Here is an 18,575-nt window from a genome sequence, read left to right as displayed (position 1 = left end):
CTGTCACGCAGCCTTCTGGGCGCTCTTGGCGCGAATGCCGAGCAAATGGCTGATCGCGAACACGAGATCGGCACGGTTCATGGTGTAGAAATGGAAGGTGTCGACGCCGTGTTTTGCCAATTTCTGCACCTGGCCGGCTGCGACGGTCGCGGCCACCAGTTTCCGCGTCTCGGCATCCTCGTCGAGGCCTTCGAATTTCGCGGCGAACCAGTCCGGCACGGTGGTGCCGGCGCGGGTGACGAAATTGCGCGCCTGCTTGAAATTGTGCATGGGCATGATGCCCGGCACGATCGGGATGTTGATGCCGCGGGCGCGGACGCGATCGAGATAGCGGAAGTAGAGGTCGTTATCGAAGAACACCTGGGTGATCGCGCGCGTCGCGCCCGCATCCACCTTGGCCTTGAGCGTGTCGATATCATCATCGAAGTCGCGCGCTTCGGGGTGCTTCTCGGGATAGGCCGAGACCGACACCTCGATGTCGGCATGCCGCTTCTTGATCCCCGCGACGAGTTCGGCCGAGCTCTGATAGCCGTCGGGATGGCTCGCATAGGGCGTGCCGATGCCGCCGGCGGGGTCGCCGCGCAGGCCCACGATGTGCCGGACGCCGACCTCGTGATAGCGGTCGACGATCTCGTCGATCTCGCCGCGCGAGGCGCCGACGCAGGTCAGATGCGCCGCCGGCAGCAGTGCGGTCTCCTTCAGGATGCGGGCGATGGTCGAATGGGTCCGCTCACGGGTCGAACCGCCGGCGCCGTAGGTCACCGAGACGAATTTCGGGTCGAGCGGGGCGAGCCGGTTGATGGTCTCCCAGAGATTGCGCTCCATCTCCTCCGTCTTGGGCGGAAAGAACTCGAAGGAGATCGCAGGCCGCTTCAGGTGCCCGTCTTGCCCGTCGGCCCGGGCAGATGTCGTCAGATCGGTCATGGCACCACTCACTCCAGATTTTAGCGGCCGGCGGTCAGGTCTCGCTTGTGCACAAGATAGGCTAAAGGCGGGTTGACCGACAGCCCATCCAAGATGGGAAATGGCCCACTTACGCCAGAAGTACTGGAATTATTGGTCATATTTGGATCTGGGTGGGATGTTGCCGTTTCCAGTAAAATGCAATAATATCAATATATTATTTTGGAGGTGGTGCGGGATTTGGGAGGTTTGAGCAGTGGGCAGAATAGTATGAGTGTTATATAGACGTTAATTGGCCCATCTGGCCGCTTCGGCCGGCCCCTCCGGTTCGCGGGCCGGCACACGTCAGACCTGCGCAGCCGACCCATTGTCGCCGCGCGGCCCTCCGTTACCTTATGCCGCCATGATCCCGCTCTCCGTCCTCGACCTCTCCGTCGTCACCACAGGCACCAAGCCGGCCGCGGCGCTGCGCAACAGCATCGACCTGGCGCGCCATGTCGACGGCCTCGGCTACGTCCGTTACTGGCTCGCCGAGCACCACAACCTCGCCTCGGTCGCGAGCCCGGCCCCCGACGTCATGATCGGCCAGATCGCGGCGGTGACGACGCATATCCGCGTCGGCTCCGGCGGGGTGATGCTGCCCAATCACGCGCCGCTTGTGGTGGCCGAGCGCTTCAAGATGTTGGAAGCGCTGTTTCCGGGCCGCATCGACCTCGGGCTCGGCCGCGCGCCCGGCACCGACGGTGCCACGGCCTATGCGCTGCGCAGCCGGCTCGACCGCCGCGAGGGCGACGATTTCCTGGAGCGGCTGCACGAACTGATCCTGTGGCAGACGCGCGAATTCCCCTCAGGTCATCCCTACAACAACGTCGTGGCGATGCCCGACGATACGCCGTTGCCGCCGATCTGGCTGCTCGGCTCCAGCGACTATTCGTCGGAATTGGCGGCGCAGGTCGGCATGGGCTTCGCCTTCGCCCATCATTTCGCGTCCCACGATGCGATCGACGCGATGGTGCATTACCGCAACCGTTTTCAGCCCTCGGCCTGGAGCGCGAGCCCGCACGCGATCCTCGCCGTCGCAATCATCACGGCGGACACGGATGAGGAGGCCGAAAAGCTCGCCATTTCGTTCGATCTCAACCGTCTGCGCCGTGACCGCGGCCAGTATCTTCCGCTGCCGAGCGTCGAGGAGGCGCTGGCCTATCCCTATACCGACTCCGAGCGCACCTCGATTCTGCGCAACCGTTCCCGCCTGTTCGTCGGCAGCCCCGCCACGGTGCAGAGGAGGCTGCAGCCGCTGATCGACGCGAGCAAGCCGGACGAATTGATGGTGATCACCGCCGTGTACGATCACGAGGCGCGGAAGAAATCGTATTCGCTGCTGGCGGAGGCGTTCGGGCTCAAAGCAGCCACTTAGAAATTCTCGTGCCCCGGACGCAGCGCAACACGCAGTGATGCGCCGCTGAGCCGGGGCCTCTCGTACCTATGAGTGTTGCCGCTCCTGGGTCCCTGTGTATCGAAATCCTGTCATGGTGGAGTGGGCGGGAAGCCGTTGGGTCCTTGGCGCTTGACGCCGTGAGCCGGCTCGGTCTCCCGCCCGTTCCATCTATCAACCTGAACAGTTGCACGAGGCTGCGCCAACAGACCTCGCATCACAGGGACAGGCACCATGATCATACGCCCTCGTTACGTCGGAATCGACGTCTCCAAACGATATCTTGATATCTTCGATGAGAGCCTGGGCGTGCCGGAGCGCATCGCCAACGCGCCGCAGGCCATCACACAGATCGCGGCGCGTTGGCGATGCGATGTGCTGGTCGTCTTTGAAGCCACGGGCGTCTATGACCTTGAGCTTCGTGAGGCGCTCAGCCAGGCCGGCATCCGCTTTGCCCGGATCAACCCGGCCCGGGCCCGGGACTTTGCGCGCGCCAGCGGCCAGCTCGCCAAGACCGACCCGATCGATGCCCGGATGCTGGCGAGCTTTGCCCGGGCCATGCAGCCTGCCGCTGAGCAGGCTGCCAATCCTGCCCGCAATGCCCTGGCGGGGCTTGCAAAACGGCGGGATCAACTGGTTCTCATGCGTGCCCAGGAGAAGAACAGGCGCAGCGAGGCCGAGGACCGCGCCATGGCCGATCGCATCGGTCGGCTCATTGAAGTCCTCGACAATGAGATCGCCGCAATCGAGGCCGATATTAGCGCACTGATCAAGACTGAGCCGGAGGTCTCCGATGATGCGCAGTTGATGCGGTCACTTCCCGGCGTGGGCCCCGTAACCTGCATGCAGCTGATCGCGCAGATGCCGGAACTCGGAAAAGTGGGACCGAAGCAGGTGGCCGCGCTCGCCGGCCTGGCTCCCTTCAACGTCGACAGCGGCGCTTACCGCGGCAAGCGGAAGATCGTCGGGGGCCGAAAGCGCGTCCGCGATGCCCTCTACATGGCCGCTCTCAATGCGGTCCGCCGGGCCGATCCATTCAAGGCCTTCTACGCTCGACTGCGACAGGCCGGTAAACCTGCCAAGCTCGCTCTCATTGCCGTTGCCAGGAAGCTGTTGACGGTCCTCAACGCCATCATCCGCGATCGAAAGCCGTACCTGTACACTAGGCCAACATAACAGTTGCCGGCTCGCGCTTCGCGCGTCCGGGACGCGCGACTAATCCTGCTGCGCTTCGCTGAACGTCGCGCGGAACGGGTGCCCCGGATACACGCCGACGATGCGGAATTCGCGCGAGAAGAACTTCAGCTCCTCGATGGCGAACGCCAGGCCCTTGTCCTCGGGGTGTCCGTCGACGTCGGCATAGAATTGCGTGGCGAAGAAATTGCCGTCGACCATGTAGCTTTCGAGCTTGGTCATGTTGACGCCGTTGGTGGCAAAGCCGCCGAGCGCCTTGTAGAGCGCGGCCGGCAAATTGCGCACCCGGAAGACGAACGTCGTGACCAGCGGGCCGGAGCCCTGCGCCGCCCATTTCGGCTCGCGTGCCAGCACCACGAAGCGCGTGGTGTTGTGCGCCTCGTCCTCGATGTCCTCGGCGAGGATGTCGAGGCCGTAGATCTTCGCGGCGAGGCGCGAGGCGATCGCGGCGACTGTCTTGTCCTTGCGCTCGGAGATGTCGCGGGCGCTGCCGGCGGTGTCGGCGTGCACGATCGGCTTGATGCCGAGCTTGCGGATGATGCGGCGGCACTGGCCGAGCGCATGGACATGGCTCTCGACGCTCTTGATATCTTCGATTTTGGTCCCCTTCACCGCCATCAATTGATGCCGAACGGGGAGAAACCATTCGCCGATGATGAAGAGGCCGGAGGCCGGCAAGAGATGATGGATGTCGGCGACGCGGCCGGCGACCGAGTTCTCGATCGGGATCATGCCAAGATCGGCCTCGCCCGACGAGATCGCCGACAGCGCGTCCTCGAAGGTGGCGCAGGGCATCGGCTCGGCGTCGGGATAGGCCTCGACGATGGCAATGTGGGAATTGGCCCCGGGCTCGCCCTGGAACGCGATTTTCAGCTTGCTCATGTCTCAAAAGTGCTCCTGCGGCGCCTTGTAGCAGCCGCTCAGGATTTGGAAAGGATGCTGCGCGCGGTTTCGAGATCGGGCGGCGTGTCGACGCCGCGGGGCACGCTGTCGACGATCATGATGTCGATGCGCATGCCGGCTTCAACCGCGCGGAGCTGCTCCAGGCTTTCCTGGCGCTCGAGCGGCGAAGGCGGCAGCGCCACGAACCGCTCCAGTGCCGCACGGCGGTAAGCATAGAGGCCTATATGGTGGTAACGCGGTCCGTTGCCGTAAGGCGCGGTGGCGCGCGTGAAATAAAGTGCCCGCAACCGCCGCGGCCCGATCGGCGAGCCGATGGCTTTCACGACGCTCGGGGCGAGGTCCTCCTCCTCGGTGTGGATCTGCGAGGCCAGCGTCACGATGTCGACCGCGGGTTCGGAAAAGGGCGGCAGCACCTCGCGGATGGTCTGCGGCGTGATGGTCGGGAAATCGCCCTGCAGGTTGATCACGATCTCGGCCTTGCCCTCGGGGTCGAGCTTCTGCATGGCCTCGTGGATGCGGTCCGAACCGGAGGGGTGGTCGGCGCGCGTCATCACGGCCTCGCCGCCATGAGCGGTGACGACGGAGGCGATCTCCGGCGTGTCGGTTGCGACGGCGACCCGGCCGATGGCAGCGGCCTCGGCGCGGCGCAGCACGTGCACGATCATCGGCAGGCCCGCGATATCGGCGAGCGGCTTGCCGGGCAGGCGGGTGGCGGCCATGCGGGCCGGGATCAGCACCAGAATGCGAGGATCGATCATCGGGACAAGAGCCTGGAAACAGGGCGTTTTCCGCGCCGGGAAATGGAGTGGGGATGGGTTGCCAGCCGGGTCGCTTATACGGGTTGCCAGACCCCGGGCAAACCGATATCTCAATGGCAAAACTCGGGGAAACGATAGGGAACGATTGATTCTCCCGAGGCTCGTCCTGGCGGCCGCCCGGCCGCCCGATTCTTCTTGCGGTGTGGGGCCTGGCCGGAAATGGACTCTTTCGAACTCAATAAGATTCTTGGTGCCGTGCTCGGCACCTGTCTCCTTCTGCTGGTGACGAGCTTCACCGCGAATGCGCTGTTCTCGCCCAAGATGCCGGAAAAGCCGGGCTTTGAAATCGCCGTGAAGGAAGATGCCGGCCATGGCAAGGAAGGCGGCGCCGCCGCTGCCGCCTCCGAGCCGATCGAAAAGCTGCTCCAGACCGCCTCGGTCGAAAAGGGTGCCGCCGCTGCCAAGAAGTGCGGCGCCTGCCACACCTTCGAGAAGGGCGGGCCGAATCGCGTCGGTCCGAACCTCTATGGCGTGGTCGGCGAGGCCAGGGGCGAGGGCCGCAACGGCTTCAACTTCTCGGCTGCAATGAAGGCCAAGGGCGGCACCTGGACCTTCGACGACCTCAACAAGTTCATCGCAAATCCGAAGGGCTTCATCCCGGGCACCGCGATGGGCTTCGCCGGTATTCAGAAGGATTCCGAGCGCGCCGACGTCATTGCCTATCTGAATTCGCTGTCGGAGCATCCTCAGCCGCTGCCGACCGCGTCGAAGTAAGGCCTCAAGAACCTGTCTTGGAAGAAGCGGCCAGGCTGAAAAGCCTGGCCGTTTCCGTATCGGGGCCTCCCGGTGAATTTATCGGGGCGTTTGGTCGCATCTAGCGGGCGACCGGCCTTCCAAGATGAGGAAAAAGCAACATGTTCGGTCGAAACCTCGCCTATATTGGGAACTTAAAGGAGTAGCCTCCTTCAAGACAGGGATGTTGATTTGGCCATTACCCGACGCGATCTCCTGCTCACCGGCACTGCGGCCGCAGCGCTTCCCGTCCTCGGTTCCGTGGCGGGCGTTCCCGTCGGCTCGGCGCATGCGCAATCATCCGAGCTGCCCTGGCGCCACGCGCTGTCCCTGTTCGGGAAGGTCAAGTACCCCGCAGATTTCAAGCGCTTCGACTACGTCAATCCGGAAGCGCCCAAGGGCGGAATCGCCCGCCAGATCGCCGTCGGCACCTTCGACAATTTCAACATCGTCGTGTCGGGTGTGAAGGGGCAGATCGCCGGTGCCGTCGCATTCATCTACGAATCCCTCACGACGGCCTCGCTCGACGAGGTCTCGACCGAATACGGCGCGCTGGCCGAGGCCGTCAGCCATCCCGATGATTTCTCCTTCGTCACCTACCGCTTGCGGCCGCAAGCCAAGTGGCACGACGGCAAGCCGGTCACCCCGGATGACGTGATCTTCTCGCTCGATTCCTTCAAGAAGCACCACCCGATGTACTCGGCCTATTACAGCCATGTAGTCCGGGCCGAGAAGATCGGCGAGCGCGAGGTGAAGTTCGTGTTCGACGCGCCGGGCAACCGCGAACTGCCGCAGATCGTGGGCCAGCTCACGGTCCTGCCGAAGCATTGGTGGGAGGGGACCGACGCCCAGGGCCGCAAGCGCGATGTGTCCGCCACCACGCTCGAAGTGCCGCTCGGCTCCGGCCCCTACAAGATCAAGGACTTCGTTGCGGGACGCTCGATCGCGCTGGAGCGGGTCAAGGATTATTGGGGCCGCGATTTGCCTGCCAATGTCGGCCGCAACAATTTCGACGAGCTGCGCTACGAATATTTCCGCGACGCCACCGTGGCGATCGAGGCTTTCAAGGCCGACCAGGTCGACTGGCGCACCGAGAACAGCGCGAAGAACTGGGCGACCGCCTACGACTTCCCGGCCGTCAGCGAAAAGCGCGTGATCCTCGAGGAATTTGCCAATCGCAGCTCGGGCGTGATGCAGGCCTTCGTGCCGAATCTGCGCCGCGGCAAGTTCAGCGACCCGCGCGTGCGTCGCGCGCTCAACTACGCGTTCGACTTCGAGGAGATGAACAAGCAGATCTTCTTCGGCCAGTACAAGCGCATCAGCAGCTATTTCGACGGCATCGACGAGCTCATGGCAACCGGCCTGCCGCAGGGCAAGGAGCTCGAGATACTCGAAACCGTCCGCGCCCAGGTCCCGCCTGAAGTCTTCACCACCGCCTATACCAATCCGGTCGGCGGCAGTCCGGAAGCCGTGCGCGACAATCTGCGCGAGGCGCTGCGCCTGTTCAAGGAGGCCGGCTACGAGGTGCGCGACCGCAAGCTGGTCGACGTCAAGACCGGCGCCCAGTTCACCCTCGAATTGCTGAATTCGGATCCGAGCTTCGAGCGGATCACGCTGTTCTACAAGCCGTCCCTGGAGCGGCTCGGAATTGCCGTCAGCGTGCGGACGGTTGACCCGACCCAGTACGAGAACCGGACGCGCGAGTGGGATTTCGACATCGTCACCAATTCGTGGGGCGAGTCGCAGTCGCCGGGCAACGAGCAGCGCGAGTTCTGGTCGTCCAAGACGGCCGACATCGCCGGCTCCCGCAACATTGCCGGCATCAAGAATCCCGCGATCGACAAGCTGATCGAGCGGGTCATCTATGCCAGTGATCGCGACGATCTCGTCGCGGCAACCAAGGCGCTGGACCGCGTGCTGCTGTGGAATCACTACGTCGTGCCGCAGTGGAATTATCCGAAGGTGCGCACCGCGCGCTGGGACCGCTTCGGCCGGCCGGCGGAATTGCCCAAATATGGTCAGTCCGGCTTCCCGTTCATCTGGTGGTACGACGCAGACAAGGCGGCGCGGATCGCAAAGAAGTCGTGAAGGATATTTCCCGCATGACGCAGATGTCACGCCGCCATGTGCTGACCATTGGTGTCGGCGGCGCCCTCGGGGTGTCGCTGGGGGCGCGGTCGATCCGTGGCGCGCATGCATCGGAAGCCGGGATTGAGGCGCACGGCCTCTCGGCCTTCGGCGATCTCAAATACCCCGCCGACTTCCACCATTTCGACTACGTCAATTTGAATGCGCCAAAGGGCGGCACGTTCTCGCTGATCCCGTCGGTGCGCGCCTATAACCAGTCCTACCAGACCTTCAATTCGCTCAACGCCTTCATCCTCAAGGGCGACGGCGCGCAAGGCATGGACATGACCTTCGCGCCCCTGATGGTGCGCGCGAATGACGAGCCCGACGCGATGTACGGGCTTGCCGCCAAATCCGTGCAGATCTCGCCGGACAGGCTGGTCTACCGCTTCACGATGCAGCCAGAGGCGAAATTCCATGACGGCACGAAGCTCACCGCGCATGATGCGGCGTTTTCGCTGACGGCGCTGAAGACCAAGGGACATCCCCTGATCCTCGTGCAGCTGCGCGATATGGTCAGCGCGGAAGCGGTCGACGACGCGACGCTGGTCGTCACCTTTGCCAAGGGGCGGGCGCGCGACGTGCCGCTCTATGCCGCGAGCCTGCCGATCTTCTCGAAGGCGTACTACGCCTCTCGCCCGTTCGACGAATCGTCGCTCGAGATCCCGCTCGGTTCGGGTCCGTACAAAGTCGGCAGGTTCGAGGTCAATCGCTACATCGAGTATGAGCGGGTGAAGGATTGGTGGGCTGCCGATCTGCCGCCCTGCCGCGGCACCTATAATTTCGACGTCGTGCGCTATGAATTCTATCGCGATCGCGACGTCGCCTTCGAAGGCTTCACCGGCAAGAACTATCTCTACCGCGAGGAGTTCACGTCACGCATCTGGGCGACGCGCTATGATTTCGCCGCCGTCAAGGAGGGGCGCGTCAAGATGGAAGTCGTGCCCGACGAGACGCCGTCGGGCGCGCAGGGCTGGTTCATCAACACGCGACGTGAAAAATTCAGGGACCCGCGCGTGCGCGAGGCCCTGATCGATGGTTTCGACTTCGAATGGACCAACAAGACCATCATGTACGGCGCTTATGCCCGTACGGTGTCGCCGTTCCAGAACTCCGATCTCATGGCGAGCAGCGGGCCTCCGTCCCCGGAAGAGCTGAAGCTGCTGGAGCCATTCCGCGGCCAGGTTCCGGACGAGGTGTTCGCCGCGCCCTTCGCGCCGCCGGTTTCCGACGGCTCGGGACAGGATCGCGCTCTCCTGCGCAAGTCGCAGCAGCTGCTCAACGAAGCCGGCTATCCGATCAAGGATGGCAAGCGCATGCTGCCGAGCGGGGAGGTGTTCAAGATTGAATTCCTGGCAGAGGAGCCTTCGCTGCAGCCGCATCACGCGCCCTATATCAAGAATTTGGCGACGCTCGGCATCGAAGCGAGCCTCCGTCTCGTCGATGCCGTGCAATATCGCGCACGCGTGGAAGATTTCGACTTCGACATGACGATCCAGCGCTTCAGCATGTCGGCGACCCCTGGCGATGCCATGCGCGCGTTCTTCTCCTCGCAGGTCGCGAACACCAAGGGCTCTTACAATCTCGCTGGAGTCGCTAGCCCGGCGATCGATGCCATGATCGAGAAGATCATGGCGGCCGATAGCCGCGAGGACTTGACCGTGGCCTGCCGCGCCTTCGATCGCTTGTTCCGCGCCGGCCGCTATTGGGTGCCGCAATGGTACAACAAGACGCACCGGCTGGCTTATTGGGACCAATTCGGCCATCCGCCAAAGCTGCCGCGTTACGCCAATGGCGTGGGCGCGCCCGACATCTGGTGGCATGAACCCGCCAAGGCCGCCAAGCTCGAGCAGGCGAAATAATCATGAGCGCCTATATCGCCCGCCGCATCCTCCTGATGATCCCGACGCTGCTCGGAATCCTCTTCGTGTCCTTTATCGTCGTGCAGTTCGCGCCGGGCGGCCCGGTCGAGCGCGTGATCGCGCAACTCTCCGGCGCCGACACCGGCGGCACTTCGCGCATTTCGGGCGGCAGCGATTTTGCGCAGCGTGCGCCGGGGCAGGTCGGTGCCGGCGGCGATGCCATCAACTCGAAGTACCGCGGCGCGCAGGGTCTCGACCCTGATTTCATCAAGAAGCTCGAGGCACAGTTCGGCTTCGACAAGCCCGCGCCGGAACGTTTCGCGCTGATGGTGTGGAATTTCGCGCGCTTCGATTTCGGCAAGAGCTATTTCCGCGACGTCAGCGTGCTCCAGCTCATCAAGGAGAAGCTGCCGGTCTCGATCTCGCTCGGCATCTGGCTGACGCTGATCACCTATCTGATCTCGATCCCGCTCGGCATCCGCAAGGCGGTGAAAGACGGCACGCGCTTCGACACCTGGACGTCGACCATTCTCGTGCTGGGCTATGCCATTCCCGGCTTTCTGTTCGCGATCCTCCTGATCATCCTGTTTGCCGGCGGCTCTTTCTTCAACTGGTTTCCGCTGCGCGGACTGACCTCGGACGGCTGGTCGCAGTTTCCCTGGTACTGGAAGATCATCGACTATTTCTGGCATCTGACGCTGCCGCTGATCGCCATGGGGCTTGGTGCGTTCACCACCATGACGTTCCTGACCAAGAACTCGTTCCTGGACGAGATTCGCAAGCAATACGTCATGACCGCGCGCGCCAAGGGCTGTAGCGAGGGCCGGGTGCTTTACGGCCATGTCTTCCGCAACGCCATGCTGATCGTGATCGCGGGCTTCCCCGGCACCTTCATCCACGCCTTCTTCTCGGGATCGCTTCTGATCGAGACCATCTTCTCGCTGGACGGGCTGGGGCTGCTCAGCTTCGAGAGCGTGCTCAACCGCGACTATCCCGTGGTGTTCGGCACGCTCTACATCTTTTCGCTGGTCGGCCTCGTGATCAATCTGGTCTCCGACCTGACCTATATGTGGATCGACCCCCGGATCGATTTCGAGGCGCGGGAGGTCTGATGACGATCACTGCGCCGACGCCGATTGAAACAACAGCGAAGTCGCCCCTCGGCGATGCCGTTCCCATTACGCGCAAGCCCTTCGCGCCTTCGCCGCTCAACCGGCGGCGCTGGCAGAACTTCAAGGCCAATCGCCGTGGTTACTGGTCGTTCTGGATCTTCATCACCCTGTTCGTGGTCTCGCTGTTCGCCGAGTTGATCGCCAACGATCGACCGTTCCTGATCAAGTTCGACGGTCATCTCTATTGGCCCGCTTTCGTGACCTATTCGGAAACGACCTTCGGCGGTGATTTCGAGACGGCGGCCGACTATCGCGACCCCTACTTGCAGAAGCTGATCAAGGACAAGAACGGCAGCATCGTCTGGCCGCTGATCCGCTATTCCTACGACACCCACAATCTCGACCTGCCGACGCCGGCGCCGTCGCCGCCGACCTGGATGCTGACCGAAAAGCAGTGCCAGCCGGTCGTGGAAAAGAAGGGCCTGAAGAGCTGCCGCGACCTCGAATATAACTGGCTGGGCACCGACGATCAGGGCCGCGACGTCGTCGCGCGGCTGATCTATGGCTTCCGCATCTCGGTGCTGTTCGGCCTTTGCCTCACCATCGTCTCGTCCGTCATCGGCATCGCAGCAGGCGCGGTGCAGGGCTATTTCGGCGGTCGGGTCGATCTGATCTTCCAGCGTTTCATCGAGATCTGGACGGCGATCCCTTCGCTCTATCTGCTGCTGATCCTGTCCTCGGTGCTGGTGCCCGGCTTCTTCGTGCTGCTCGGTATCCTCCTCTTGTTCTCCTGGGTCTCGCTGGTCGGTCTCGTGCGGGCCGAATTCCTGCGCGGACGCAATTTCGAATACATCCAGGCGGCGCGGGCGCTCGGCGTCTCCAACCCGGTCATCATGTTCCGCCACCTGCTGCCGAACGCGATGGTGGCGACCATGACGTTCCTGCCTTTCATCGTGTCGAGTTCGGTGATGACACTGACGGCGCTGGATTTCCTGGGCTTCGGCCTGCCGCCGGGCTCACCCTCGCTCGGCGAATTGCTGTCGCAGGCCAAGTCCAATGTGCAGGCCCCCTGGCTCGGCTTCTCCGGCTTCTTCTCGGTCGCGATCATGCTGTCGCTCCTGATCTTCATCGGCGAAGCCGTGCGCGACGCTTTCGATCCGCGCAAGACGTTCAGGTAAGGTCATGGACGCGATCAACCAGCCCCTGCTTGCCGTTCACGACCTCTCGGTGGCTTTCCACCAGGGCGGCGCCACCACGCTCGCGGTCGACAAGGTCTCGTTTCAGATCAAGCGCGGCGAGTGCCTGGCGCTGGTCGGCGAGTCCGGCTCCGGCAAGTCGGTCAGCGCACTCTCGATCCTCAAGCTGCTGCCCTATCCGAGCGCCTCGCATCCCTCGGGCAGCATCCGCTTCAAGGGGCAGGAGCTGATCGACCGCTCCGAGCCAGAGATGCGGGAGATCAGAGGCAGCGACATCTCCATCATCTTCCAGGAGCCGATGACCTCGCTCAATCCGCTGCACACGATCGAGGCGCAGATCGGCGAGATCATTCAGCTGCACAATCCGACCAGCAATGCGCAGGCGCGAAAGCGGACGCTGGAGCTGTTGACGCAAGTCGGCATCCCCGAGCCCGAGACGCGGCTGAACAGCTATCCGCACCAGCTGTCCGGCGGTCAGCGCCAGCGCGTGATGATCGCGATGGCGCTAGCCAACGAGCCGGATCTCTTGATCGCGGACGAGCCGACCACCGCGCTCGACGTCACCGTGCAGGCGCAGATCCTGGCGCTGCTCGCCGAGATCCGCTCGCGGCTCGGCATGAGCCTGCTCTTCATTACCCACGATCTCGGCATCGTGCGCCGCATCGCCGACACCGTCTGTGTCATGAAGAACGGCGAGATCGTCGAGCAGGGGCCGGTCGAGCAGGTCTTCAAGGCACCGAAGCATCCCTATACGCGCGATTTGCTCGCGGCGGAGCCGAAGCCGGATCCGGCGCCGCCGCAGCCGGATGCGCCGGTGGTGATGTCGGCCGATGATTTGAAGGTCTGGTTTCCGATCAAGCGCGGCCTGATGCGCAAGACGGTCGGCCACATCAAGGCGGTCGACGGCGTCAGCATCGCGGTGCGCAAGGGCGAGACGCTCGGCGTCGTCGGTGAATCCGGCTCGGGCAAGACTACGCTGGGACTGGCGCTGTTGCGCTTGATCTCCTCGAACGGGCGCATCGTGTTCCTGGGAAATGACATCCAGGGCCTGCGCTTCAAGGAGATGCGCCCCTTCCGGCGCGACATGCAGATCGTGTTCCAGGATCCATTCGGCTCACTCTCGCCGCGCATGTCGGTCGCCGACATCATCGCCGAAGGTCTCACCGTTCATCAGCCAAATCTGTCGCGCGAGGAGCGCGAGGTGCGTGTCGTCAAGGCGCTGGAAGACGTCGGGCTGAAGCCCGACACCCGCTACCGCTATCCCCACGAATTCTCCGGCGGTCAGCGCCAGCGCATCTCGATCGCACGCGCGGTGGTGCTGGAGCCGGATTTCGTCGTGCTGGACGAGCCGACCAGCGCGCTCGACATGCTGTTCCAGGCGCAGATGGTCGATCTGCTGCGCGAGCTGCAGCGCAAGCGCGAACTCACCTACATGTTCATCTCGCACGATTTGCGCGTCGTCGCCTCGCTGGCGAGCCATTTGATCGTGATGCGCGGCGGCAAGGTCGTGGAGGAGGGGCAGGCCGCCGAGCTGTTCAAGAATCCGAAGACGGACTACACGCGTGCGTTGTTCGCGGCGGCGTTCCGGCTGGAGACTGCCGGGAACGGGTCGGTGGCGACGTAAGCCCCCGTCAGAGCCGCTTGATCGCGACGACCTCGCTGCCGGCCTGCCTGATCCGCGCAATGGCCGGCTCGATCGGCTCGATCATTGTCGCCATGTGATGCGCGTTGGCATGAACCATCGTGCTGCCGTCGCGGACGATCGCGACGTGGCCCTTCCAGAAGATCAGATCGCCGCGCTGCAAGCGGCTTCGCTCATACGGCTCCAGTGCGCGGCCGAGACCGGCCAGTTGCATGTCGCTGTCGCGCGGGCAGCCGATCCCCGCTGCTGTCAACGAGACCTGGACGAGGCCGGAGCAATCGATGCCAAGACTGCTCTTGCCGCCCCAGAGATAGGGCGTGCCGACGAAGCGATCGGCGACCGCGACGAAGTCCGGTTCGCGATGATCGAGCGGAGCAATATGCGTCTTCGGCAGATATTTGCCGTCGCACGTCACGGCGAAGCTGCCATCCTCGCGCGCCACGGCGAGCCTGGATCCCATGACCAGCGTGTCGGCCGGCGGCAGCTTGATCGAGGGGCCGGGGAAGGCAAACGTCCTGAGGGCGCTGACCTTGTGGGTCGGGCCCGCCGTGGGCTTCGCGAGCGCCGCGTCGGGCAGCCAGCCGACATAGCCGTCGCCATTGAGCTGGCCCCAGGTCCAGCCCTCGCCGTTGCGGTCGTAGATGGTGACGCGTTCGCCGCGCAGGGCCTCCGTCATCAGCATCGCGTTCGACGACGGCTGCTCGCGCACCGGCGCGACGGGCTCGATCACCTCGCATTCCTCGCCGGTGACGAAGCGATCCGCCGCCACCTTGCCTTCGAGATATTTCGCGGCGAGGTCGCCCCGGGCCGGCGTCAGCCGCGGATCGTATTGTGGATCATGCATAGCGCTCGCTCAGCAAGGTGTAGATGGCGCGTGCGGCCTGGCACTCGCCGCCTTCGGGACGCGCGGGCTTCGCCGACGGTGTCCAGCCATAGATGTCGACATGCAGCCAGCTGTCGGCATGCTCGACGAAGCGCTGCAAGAACAGTGCGCAGGTGATCGAGCCGGCAAAGCCGCCCGATGGCGCGTTCGTGATGGTGGCCGTCTTGGAGTCCAGCCATTTATCGTAAGGCGCCCACAGCGGCATGCGCCACAACGGATCGTTCTCCTTCACCGCGCAGCGCGAAAGGTCGGCGGCAAGGGTCTCGTCATTGGTGTAAAAGGGCGGCAGATCCGGTCCCAGCGCGACACGCGCCGCGCCGGTCAGCGTGCCCAAATCGATCAGCAGGTCGGGCTTCTCCTCGTCGGCCAGCGCCAGCGCGTCGGCGAGCACCAGGCGGCCTTCCGCGTCGGTGTTGCCGATCTCGACGGTGATGCCCTTGCGCGAGGTGAAGATATCAAGCGGACGGAAGGCATTGCCGGCGACCGCGTTCTCGACCGCCGGAATCAGCACGCGCAGCCGCACCTTCAGCTTCGCATCCATCACCATGCGCGCCAGCGCCAGCACGTTGGCGGCGCCGCCCATGTCCTTCTTCATGATCAGCATGCCGCTCGACGGCTTCAGATCGAGCCCGCCGGTGTCGAAGCAGACGCCCTTGCCGACCAGCGTGACCTTGGGATGAGCAGGATCGCCCCAGCCGATGTCGATCAGCCGCGGCGCGCGGCTCGATGCCATGCCGACGGCGTGGATCAGGGGGAAGTGCTTCTCCAACTCGTCGTCGATGGTGCAGCCGAAGCTCGCGCCGAATTCCGCGGCGAGGTCCTGCGCGGCGGCGGCCAGTTCCTCGGGCCCCATGTCGTTGGACGGCGTGTTGATGAGGTCGCGCGCCAGCATTGCCGCGTCCGCCATCCGGTCGATTTCAGTCGCGTCGACACCTTCGGGCGGCACCAGCCGGACGTCGGGCCTGTCAGCCTTGCGGTAGCGCGCGAAGCGGTAGCACCCCAGCGCAAAAGCGAGCGCGGCCAGCCGCGTATCGTGTGCTGCATTGGCGAAGCGATAAATGCCCGGCGGCAGCAGGCCGGGCAGGGCGCCGGGCCGGAACAGGTCACGCGATCTTGTCGAATCGTCCTCGAGGCCGAACAGCACTTGCGCGATCGTGCCGTCGGGCGCGGGCAGCGCGAGATAGCCGCCCGGCTTGGCGGTAAAGGCGCTCGCGGTGGCGAACTGGCGCTGCGCCGGCGGCAACGTCTCGGCGACCTGATCCCAGCTCGATTTCGTGACGAAAATGATCGGGATGGCGGTGGGCGACGTCTCGAAGACAGAAGGCATTGGCGGGTCCGGATCGTCGGATCAAACGGGTCGTGCGAACGGACGAGACTTCGCAGAGTTTCGCCGTGGCTGCAATCGGCTTTGCAGTCAGCGTCTGGCGAGCCGCTACTCGCGGCAAGGGGGCCATGCTAGGTTCCGGCAATGGCCGCCAGGAATGGAGATCCGGCGACCGACGACAAGCGCGCCGGGAGGAAATGCAATGGAATTTGTGTGGAGCGTGGTCACATTTGTCGGCCATGCCATCGAGGCGATTTTTGGCTATGTCGAGCACCACCACTGGGTCTTCGCGCTCCTTGCCGGCGGCTACGTCTTCTATCTTCACGACCGCTCCGTCCACGCGCGGTTCGATGCGCTCGACAAGCGCATCGACGAAATCCGCAAGCGCCTTGCCATCGAATATTGAGACGGCAACTGCTGCGGGATCTGAACGGCAGGCGAGGTCGCTCGGCCTCGGCAGTGAAGCCCGGCCGTAAACGCCGCCGCGAGAGCGGGGGCCGGAAGGGGCGTTAACCGGCCGTTAGGGTTAACAGCCTATTGCTGGCGCGTTCGGCTCGATCAATCGGCTCGAGAGTCAAGGCGTCATGCGTCAACGGTTCAGTCTTGCCCGGCTTCTTGCGTCCACTTCGCTGGTCGCGGCGGTGGCCATGGGCCTCGGCGGCTGCACGGGCATGTCGAAACTCTCTGATGTGACGGGCTCGATCGGCGGACCACGGGCAGAGGCGGCTCCGACCGATCCCGCGCGCGCCGTCGAGGTCTATGGCGAGCGCTACCGCGCCAATCCCAAGGACTCCGAAGCGGCGCTGGCCTATGGCCAGGCCTTGCGTGCCAACGGTCAACGCGCCCAGGCCGCCGCCGTGCTCGAGCAGGCGACCATCGCCAATCCCGGCAACAAGGCGCTGCTCGCGCTATACGGCCGCGCGCTCGCCGACAACGGCAATTTCCAGCAGGCCTACGACGTGCTGTCGAAAGCGCATGCGCCCGACAATCCGGACTGGCGCCTGCTCTCGGTGCAGGGCACCGTGCTGGACCAGATGGGCCGTCACGATGAGGCGCGCTCCTATTATGCAAGCGCGCTCAAGATCGCGCCGGGTGATCCGGGCGTGCTTTCCAATCTCGGCCTGTCCTACATGCTGTCGAAGGATCTGCCCAAGGCCGAAGAGGTGCTGCGGCAGGCCTACGCCTCGCCGCGCGCCAGCAGCCGCGTGCGCCAGAATCTCGGCCTCGTCGTCGGTCTCCAGGGTCGCTTCGCCGAGGCCGAAACCATCGTGAAGGCGGATCTGCCGCCGGATCAGGCCGCGGCCAACGTCACCTATCTCAAGGAAATGCTGAGCCGCAGCGACGGCCATCGCGGCGCGCCGAAGCGGACCCCGGTCGCCTCGCTCAGGCAGCCCGACTGATCTGATCCGATCTTCAACTGCCGAGATCGTCTCGCGGACCGCCTGCGGTCAGTGGCGCGTCTCACTGCATCTCGGTGATCTTGATGCCGGTCGGTCCGAGAATGACCACGAACAGCACTGGCAGGAAGAACAGGATCATCGGCACCGTCAGCTTCGGCGGTAGCGCGGCGGCCTTCTTCTCGGCCTCGTTCATGCGCATGTCGCGGTTTTCCTGTGCCATGACACGCAAGGATTGACCCAGGGGTGTGCCGTAGCGTTCCGCTTGCTGAAGCGCGAGACAGACCGACTTGACGCCCTCGAGCCCGGTGCGCCGCGCCAAATTCTCATAGGCGACCTTGCGATCCTGCAGGTAGGACAGCTCGGCCGTGGTCAGCGTGAACTCTTCCGACAGCGCGATCGACTGTCCCACGATTTCGACGGCGACCCTACGGAACGCCATTTCGACCGACATGCCGGATTCGATACAGATCAGCAGCAGGTCGAGTGCATCGGGAAAGGCGCGCTTGATCGAGAGCTGGCGCTTGGAGATGGCATTCCTGAGGAACAGCATCGGCGCCTGGAGGCCGAGATAGGCCGCGCCGACGCAGATGCCGATCTTGATCGGCATCGGCTTATCCATGTGCGCGACCACGAAGACGTAGATGACCGAGCCGACGAAGAGCACGATCGGGGCGACCATGCGGGCAAACAGGAAGGTGATGTAGGGCGCCTGGCCGCGGTAGCCGGCCATGATGAGCTTGTCCCGCGCCGCCTCTTGCGCGAGCCATTTGGTGAGGTTGAAGTCTTCCACGACCTTGGAGACGAGCTGCTTCGGCGTCTGGCGCAGCGAGACCTTTTCGTTCTTGTGAAGGCGCTCACGCTCGCGCTGCCGGATGCGCTCACGCTCACTCGCGACCGCCTTCATGCGCTTGGAGAGTCCCTCGCCGGCGAACAGCGGCATCACCAGCGTATAGACGGTGGCGCTGGCGGCAATGGCCGCCAGCAACATGGTCATGAAGCGGACGTCATGAAGCTTCGAAACGAGGAACTCGACCATACGGCACC

At 64.1% G+C, this 18,575-nt stretch carries 16 protein-coding genes; 10 read left to right on the top strand and 6 right to left on the bottom strand.

Annotation, left to right across the window (positions count from 1 at the left end; genetic code table 11):
- Window positions 1-3: 3 nt before the first annotated feature.
- On the bottom strand, window positions 4-924 hold the full coding sequence (metF, locus tag XH83_RS31575; RefSeq protein ID WP_194404490.1) for a methylenetetrahydrofolate reductase [NAD(P)H]: 921 nt from the start codon (window positions 922-924) through the stop codon (window positions 4-6).
- A gap of 382 nt (window positions 925-1,306) precedes the next feature.
- Here metF and XH83_RS31570 point away from each other — a divergent pair, with 382 nt between their 5' ends.
- Window positions 1,307-2,320, top strand: coding sequence for an LLM class flavin-dependent oxidoreductase (locus XH83_RS31570; RefSeq protein WP_194404489.1), 1,014 nt, complete (start codon window positions 1,307-1,309; stop codon window positions 2,318-2,320).
- Between the two features lie 252 nt (window positions 2,321-2,572).
- Window positions 2,573-3,514: an IS110 family transposase gene (locus XH83_RS31565; RefSeq protein WP_194404488.1), complete on the top strand. Its 942-nt coding sequence runs from the start codon at window positions 2,573-2,575 to the stop codon at window positions 3,512-3,514.
- A 39-nt stretch (window positions 3,515-3,553) separates the two neighbouring features.
- On the opposite strand, the gene XH83_RS31560 is transcribed toward XH83_RS31565, so the two are convergent.
- Both XH83_RS31560 and XH83_RS31555 read right to left on the bottom strand, forming a co-directional pair.
- A complete protein-coding gene (locus tag XH83_RS31560; RefSeq protein WP_194404487.1) occupies window positions 3,554-4,414 on the bottom strand; it encodes a prephenate dehydratase in 861 nt (286 codons plus the stop codon).
- A 38-nt stretch (window positions 4,415-4,452) separates the two neighbouring features.
- Window positions 4,453-5,193, bottom strand: coding sequence for a 3-deoxy-manno-octulosonate cytidylyltransferase (locus XH83_RS31555; protein ID WP_194404486.1), 741 nt, complete (start codon window positions 5,191-5,193; stop codon window positions 4,453-4,455).
- Window positions 5,194-5,412: 219 nt separating this feature from the next.
- Here XH83_RS31555 and XH83_RS31550 point away from each other — a divergent pair, with 219 nt between their 5' ends.
- The 6 genes from XH83_RS31550 to XH83_RS31525 all read left to right on the top strand — a co-directional run bounded on the left by XH83_RS31550 (window position 5,413) and on the right by XH83_RS31525 (window position 13,906).
- Complete coding sequence (locus tag XH83_RS31550) at window positions 5,413-5,967, top strand: cytochrome c family protein (RefSeq protein ID WP_194404485.1); 555 nt, start codon at window positions 5,413-5,415, stop codon at window positions 5,965-5,967.
- Between the two features lie 210 nt (window positions 5,968-6,177).
- Window positions 6,178-8,073, top strand: coding sequence for an extracellular solute-binding protein (locus XH83_RS31545; RefSeq protein ID WP_194404484.1), 1,896 nt, complete (start codon window positions 6,178-6,180; stop codon window positions 8,071-8,073).
- Window positions 8,074-8,087: 14 nt separating this feature from the next.
- Complete coding sequence (locus XH83_RS31540) at window positions 8,088-9,974, top strand: extracellular solute-binding protein (protein WP_194404483.1); 1,887 nt, start codon at window positions 8,088-8,090, stop codon at window positions 9,972-9,974.
- Between the two features lie 2 nt (window positions 9,975-9,976).
- Window positions 9,977-11,086 carry a microcin C ABC transporter permease YejB gene (locus tag XH83_RS31535; protein ID WP_194404482.1) on the top strand — a complete coding sequence of 370 codons (1,110 nt, stop codon included), beginning with the start codon at window positions 9,977-9,979 and terminating at the stop codon, window positions 11,084-11,086.
- Window positions 11,086-12,264, top strand: a complete 1,179-nt coding sequence (locus XH83_RS31530; protein ID WP_194404481.1) for an ABC transporter permease — start codon at window positions 11,086-11,088, stop codon at window positions 12,262-12,264. Before XH83_RS31535 ends, XH83_RS31530 begins: the two co-directional genes overlap by 1 nt.
- 4 nt (window positions 12,265-12,268) lie before the next feature.
- Window positions 12,269-13,906 (top strand): ABC transporter ATP-binding protein, encoded by a 1,638-nt coding sequence (locus XH83_RS31525; protein WP_194404480.1) that lies wholly within the window; start codon window positions 12,269-12,271, stop codon window positions 13,904-13,906.
- A 7-nt stretch (window positions 13,907-13,913) separates the two neighbouring features.
- Here XH83_RS31525 and XH83_RS31520 read toward each other — a convergent pair whose 3' ends face one another.
- Window positions 13,914-14,768, bottom strand: a complete 855-nt coding sequence (locus XH83_RS31520; protein ID WP_194404479.1) for a C40 family peptidase — start codon at window positions 14,766-14,768, stop codon at window positions 13,914-13,916.
- The gene (locus XH83_RS31515; RefSeq protein WP_194404478.1) at window positions 14,761-16,134 is read right to left on the bottom strand and encodes a M17 family metallopeptidase; all 1,374 of its coding nucleotides are present in this window, start codon (window positions 16,132-16,134) and stop codon (window positions 14,761-14,763) included. Before XH83_RS31515 ends, XH83_RS31520 begins: the two co-directional genes overlap by 8 nt.
- Before the next feature lie 199 nt (window positions 16,135-16,333).
- On the opposite strand from XH83_RS31515, the gene XH83_RS31510 reads away from it, so the two are divergent.
- Both XH83_RS31510 and XH83_RS31505 read left to right on the top strand, forming a co-directional pair.
- On the top strand, window positions 16,334-16,537 hold the full coding sequence (locus XH83_RS31510) for a hypothetical protein (protein ID WP_194404477.1): 204 nt from the start codon (window positions 16,334-16,336) through the stop codon (window positions 16,535-16,537).
- 178 nt (window positions 16,538-16,715) lie between these two features.
- Entirely contained in the window at window positions 16,716-17,531 is an 816-nt protein-coding gene (locus tag XH83_RS31505) for a tetratricopeptide repeat protein (protein WP_194404476.1), read from the top strand.
- 61 nt (window positions 17,532-17,592) lie between these two features.
- Here XH83_RS31505 and XH83_RS31500 read toward each other — a convergent pair whose 3' ends face one another.
- Window positions 17,593-18,567 carry a type II secretion system F family protein gene (locus XH83_RS31500; RefSeq protein WP_194404475.1) on the bottom strand — a complete coding sequence of 325 codons (975 nt, stop codon included), beginning with the start codon at window positions 18,565-18,567 and terminating at the stop codon, window positions 17,593-17,595.
- Window positions 18,568-18,575: the final 8 nt, after the last annotated feature.

The organism is Bradyrhizobium sp. CCBAU 53351 (assembly GCF_015291745.1).
Classification (GTDB): Bacteria; Pseudomonadota; Alphaproteobacteria; order Rhizobiales; family Xanthobacteraceae; genus Bradyrhizobium.
This window is presented reverse-complemented; position numbering and strand designations above follow the sequence as displayed.

What these genes read in the sequence shown, in the direction of transcription:
- metF (WP_194404490.1), bottom strand. Translation starts at nt 924, where the DNA reads ATGACCGATCTGACGACATCTGCCCGGGCCGACGGGCAAGACGGGCAC.
- XH83_RS31570 (WP_194404489.1), top strand. Translation starts at nt 1,307, where the DNA reads ATGATCCCGCTCTCCGTCCTCGACCTCTCCGTCGTCACCACAGGCACC.
- XH83_RS31565 (WP_194404488.1), top strand. Translation starts at nt 2,573, where the DNA reads ATGATCATACGCCCTCGTTACGTCGGAATCGACGTCTCCAAACGATAT.
- XH83_RS31560 (WP_194404487.1), bottom strand. Translation starts at nt 4,414, where the DNA reads ATGAGCAAGCTGAAAATCGCGTTCCAGGGCGAGCCCGGGGCCAATTCC.
- XH83_RS31555 (WP_194404486.1), bottom strand. Translation starts at nt 5,193, where the DNA reads ATGATCGATCCTCGCATTCTGGTGCTGATCCCGGCCCGCATGGCCGCC.
- XH83_RS31550 (WP_194404485.1), top strand. Translation starts at nt 5,413, where the DNA reads ATGGACTCTTTCGAACTCAATAAGATTCTTGGTGCCGTGCTCGGCACC.
- XH83_RS31540 (WP_194404483.1), top strand. Translation starts at nt 8,088, where the DNA reads ATGACGCAGATGTCACGCCGCCATGTGCTGACCATTGGTGTCGGCGGC.
- XH83_RS31535 (WP_194404482.1), top strand. Translation starts at nt 9,977, where the DNA reads ATGAGCGCCTATATCGCCCGCCGCATCCTCCTGATGATCCCGACGCTG.
- XH83_RS31530 (WP_194404481.1), top strand. Translation starts at nt 11,086, where the DNA reads ATGACGATCACTGCGCCGACGCCGATTGAAACAACAGCGAAGTCGCCC.
- XH83_RS31525 (WP_194404480.1), top strand. Translation starts at nt 12,269, where the DNA reads ATGGACGCGATCAACCAGCCCCTGCTTGCCGTTCACGACCTCTCGGTG.
- XH83_RS31520 (WP_194404479.1), bottom strand. Translation starts at nt 14,768, where the DNA reads ATGCATGATCCACAATACGATCCGCGGCTGACGCCGGCCCGGGGCGAC.
- XH83_RS31515 (WP_194404478.1), bottom strand. Translation starts at nt 16,134, where the DNA reads ATGCCTTCTGTCTTCGAGACGTCGCCCACCGCCATCCCGATCATTTTC.
- XH83_RS31510 (WP_194404477.1), top strand. Translation starts at nt 16,334, where the DNA reads ATGGAATTTGTGTGGAGCGTGGTCACATTTGTCGGCCATGCCATCGAG.
- XH83_RS31505 (WP_194404476.1), top strand. Translation starts at nt 16,716, where the DNA reads ATGCGTCAACGGTTCAGTCTTGCCCGGCTTCTTGCGTCCACTTCGCTG.
- XH83_RS31500 (WP_194404475.1), bottom strand. Translation starts at nt 18,567, where the DNA reads ATGGTCGAGTTCCTCGTTTCGAAGCTTCATGACGTCCGCTTCATGACC.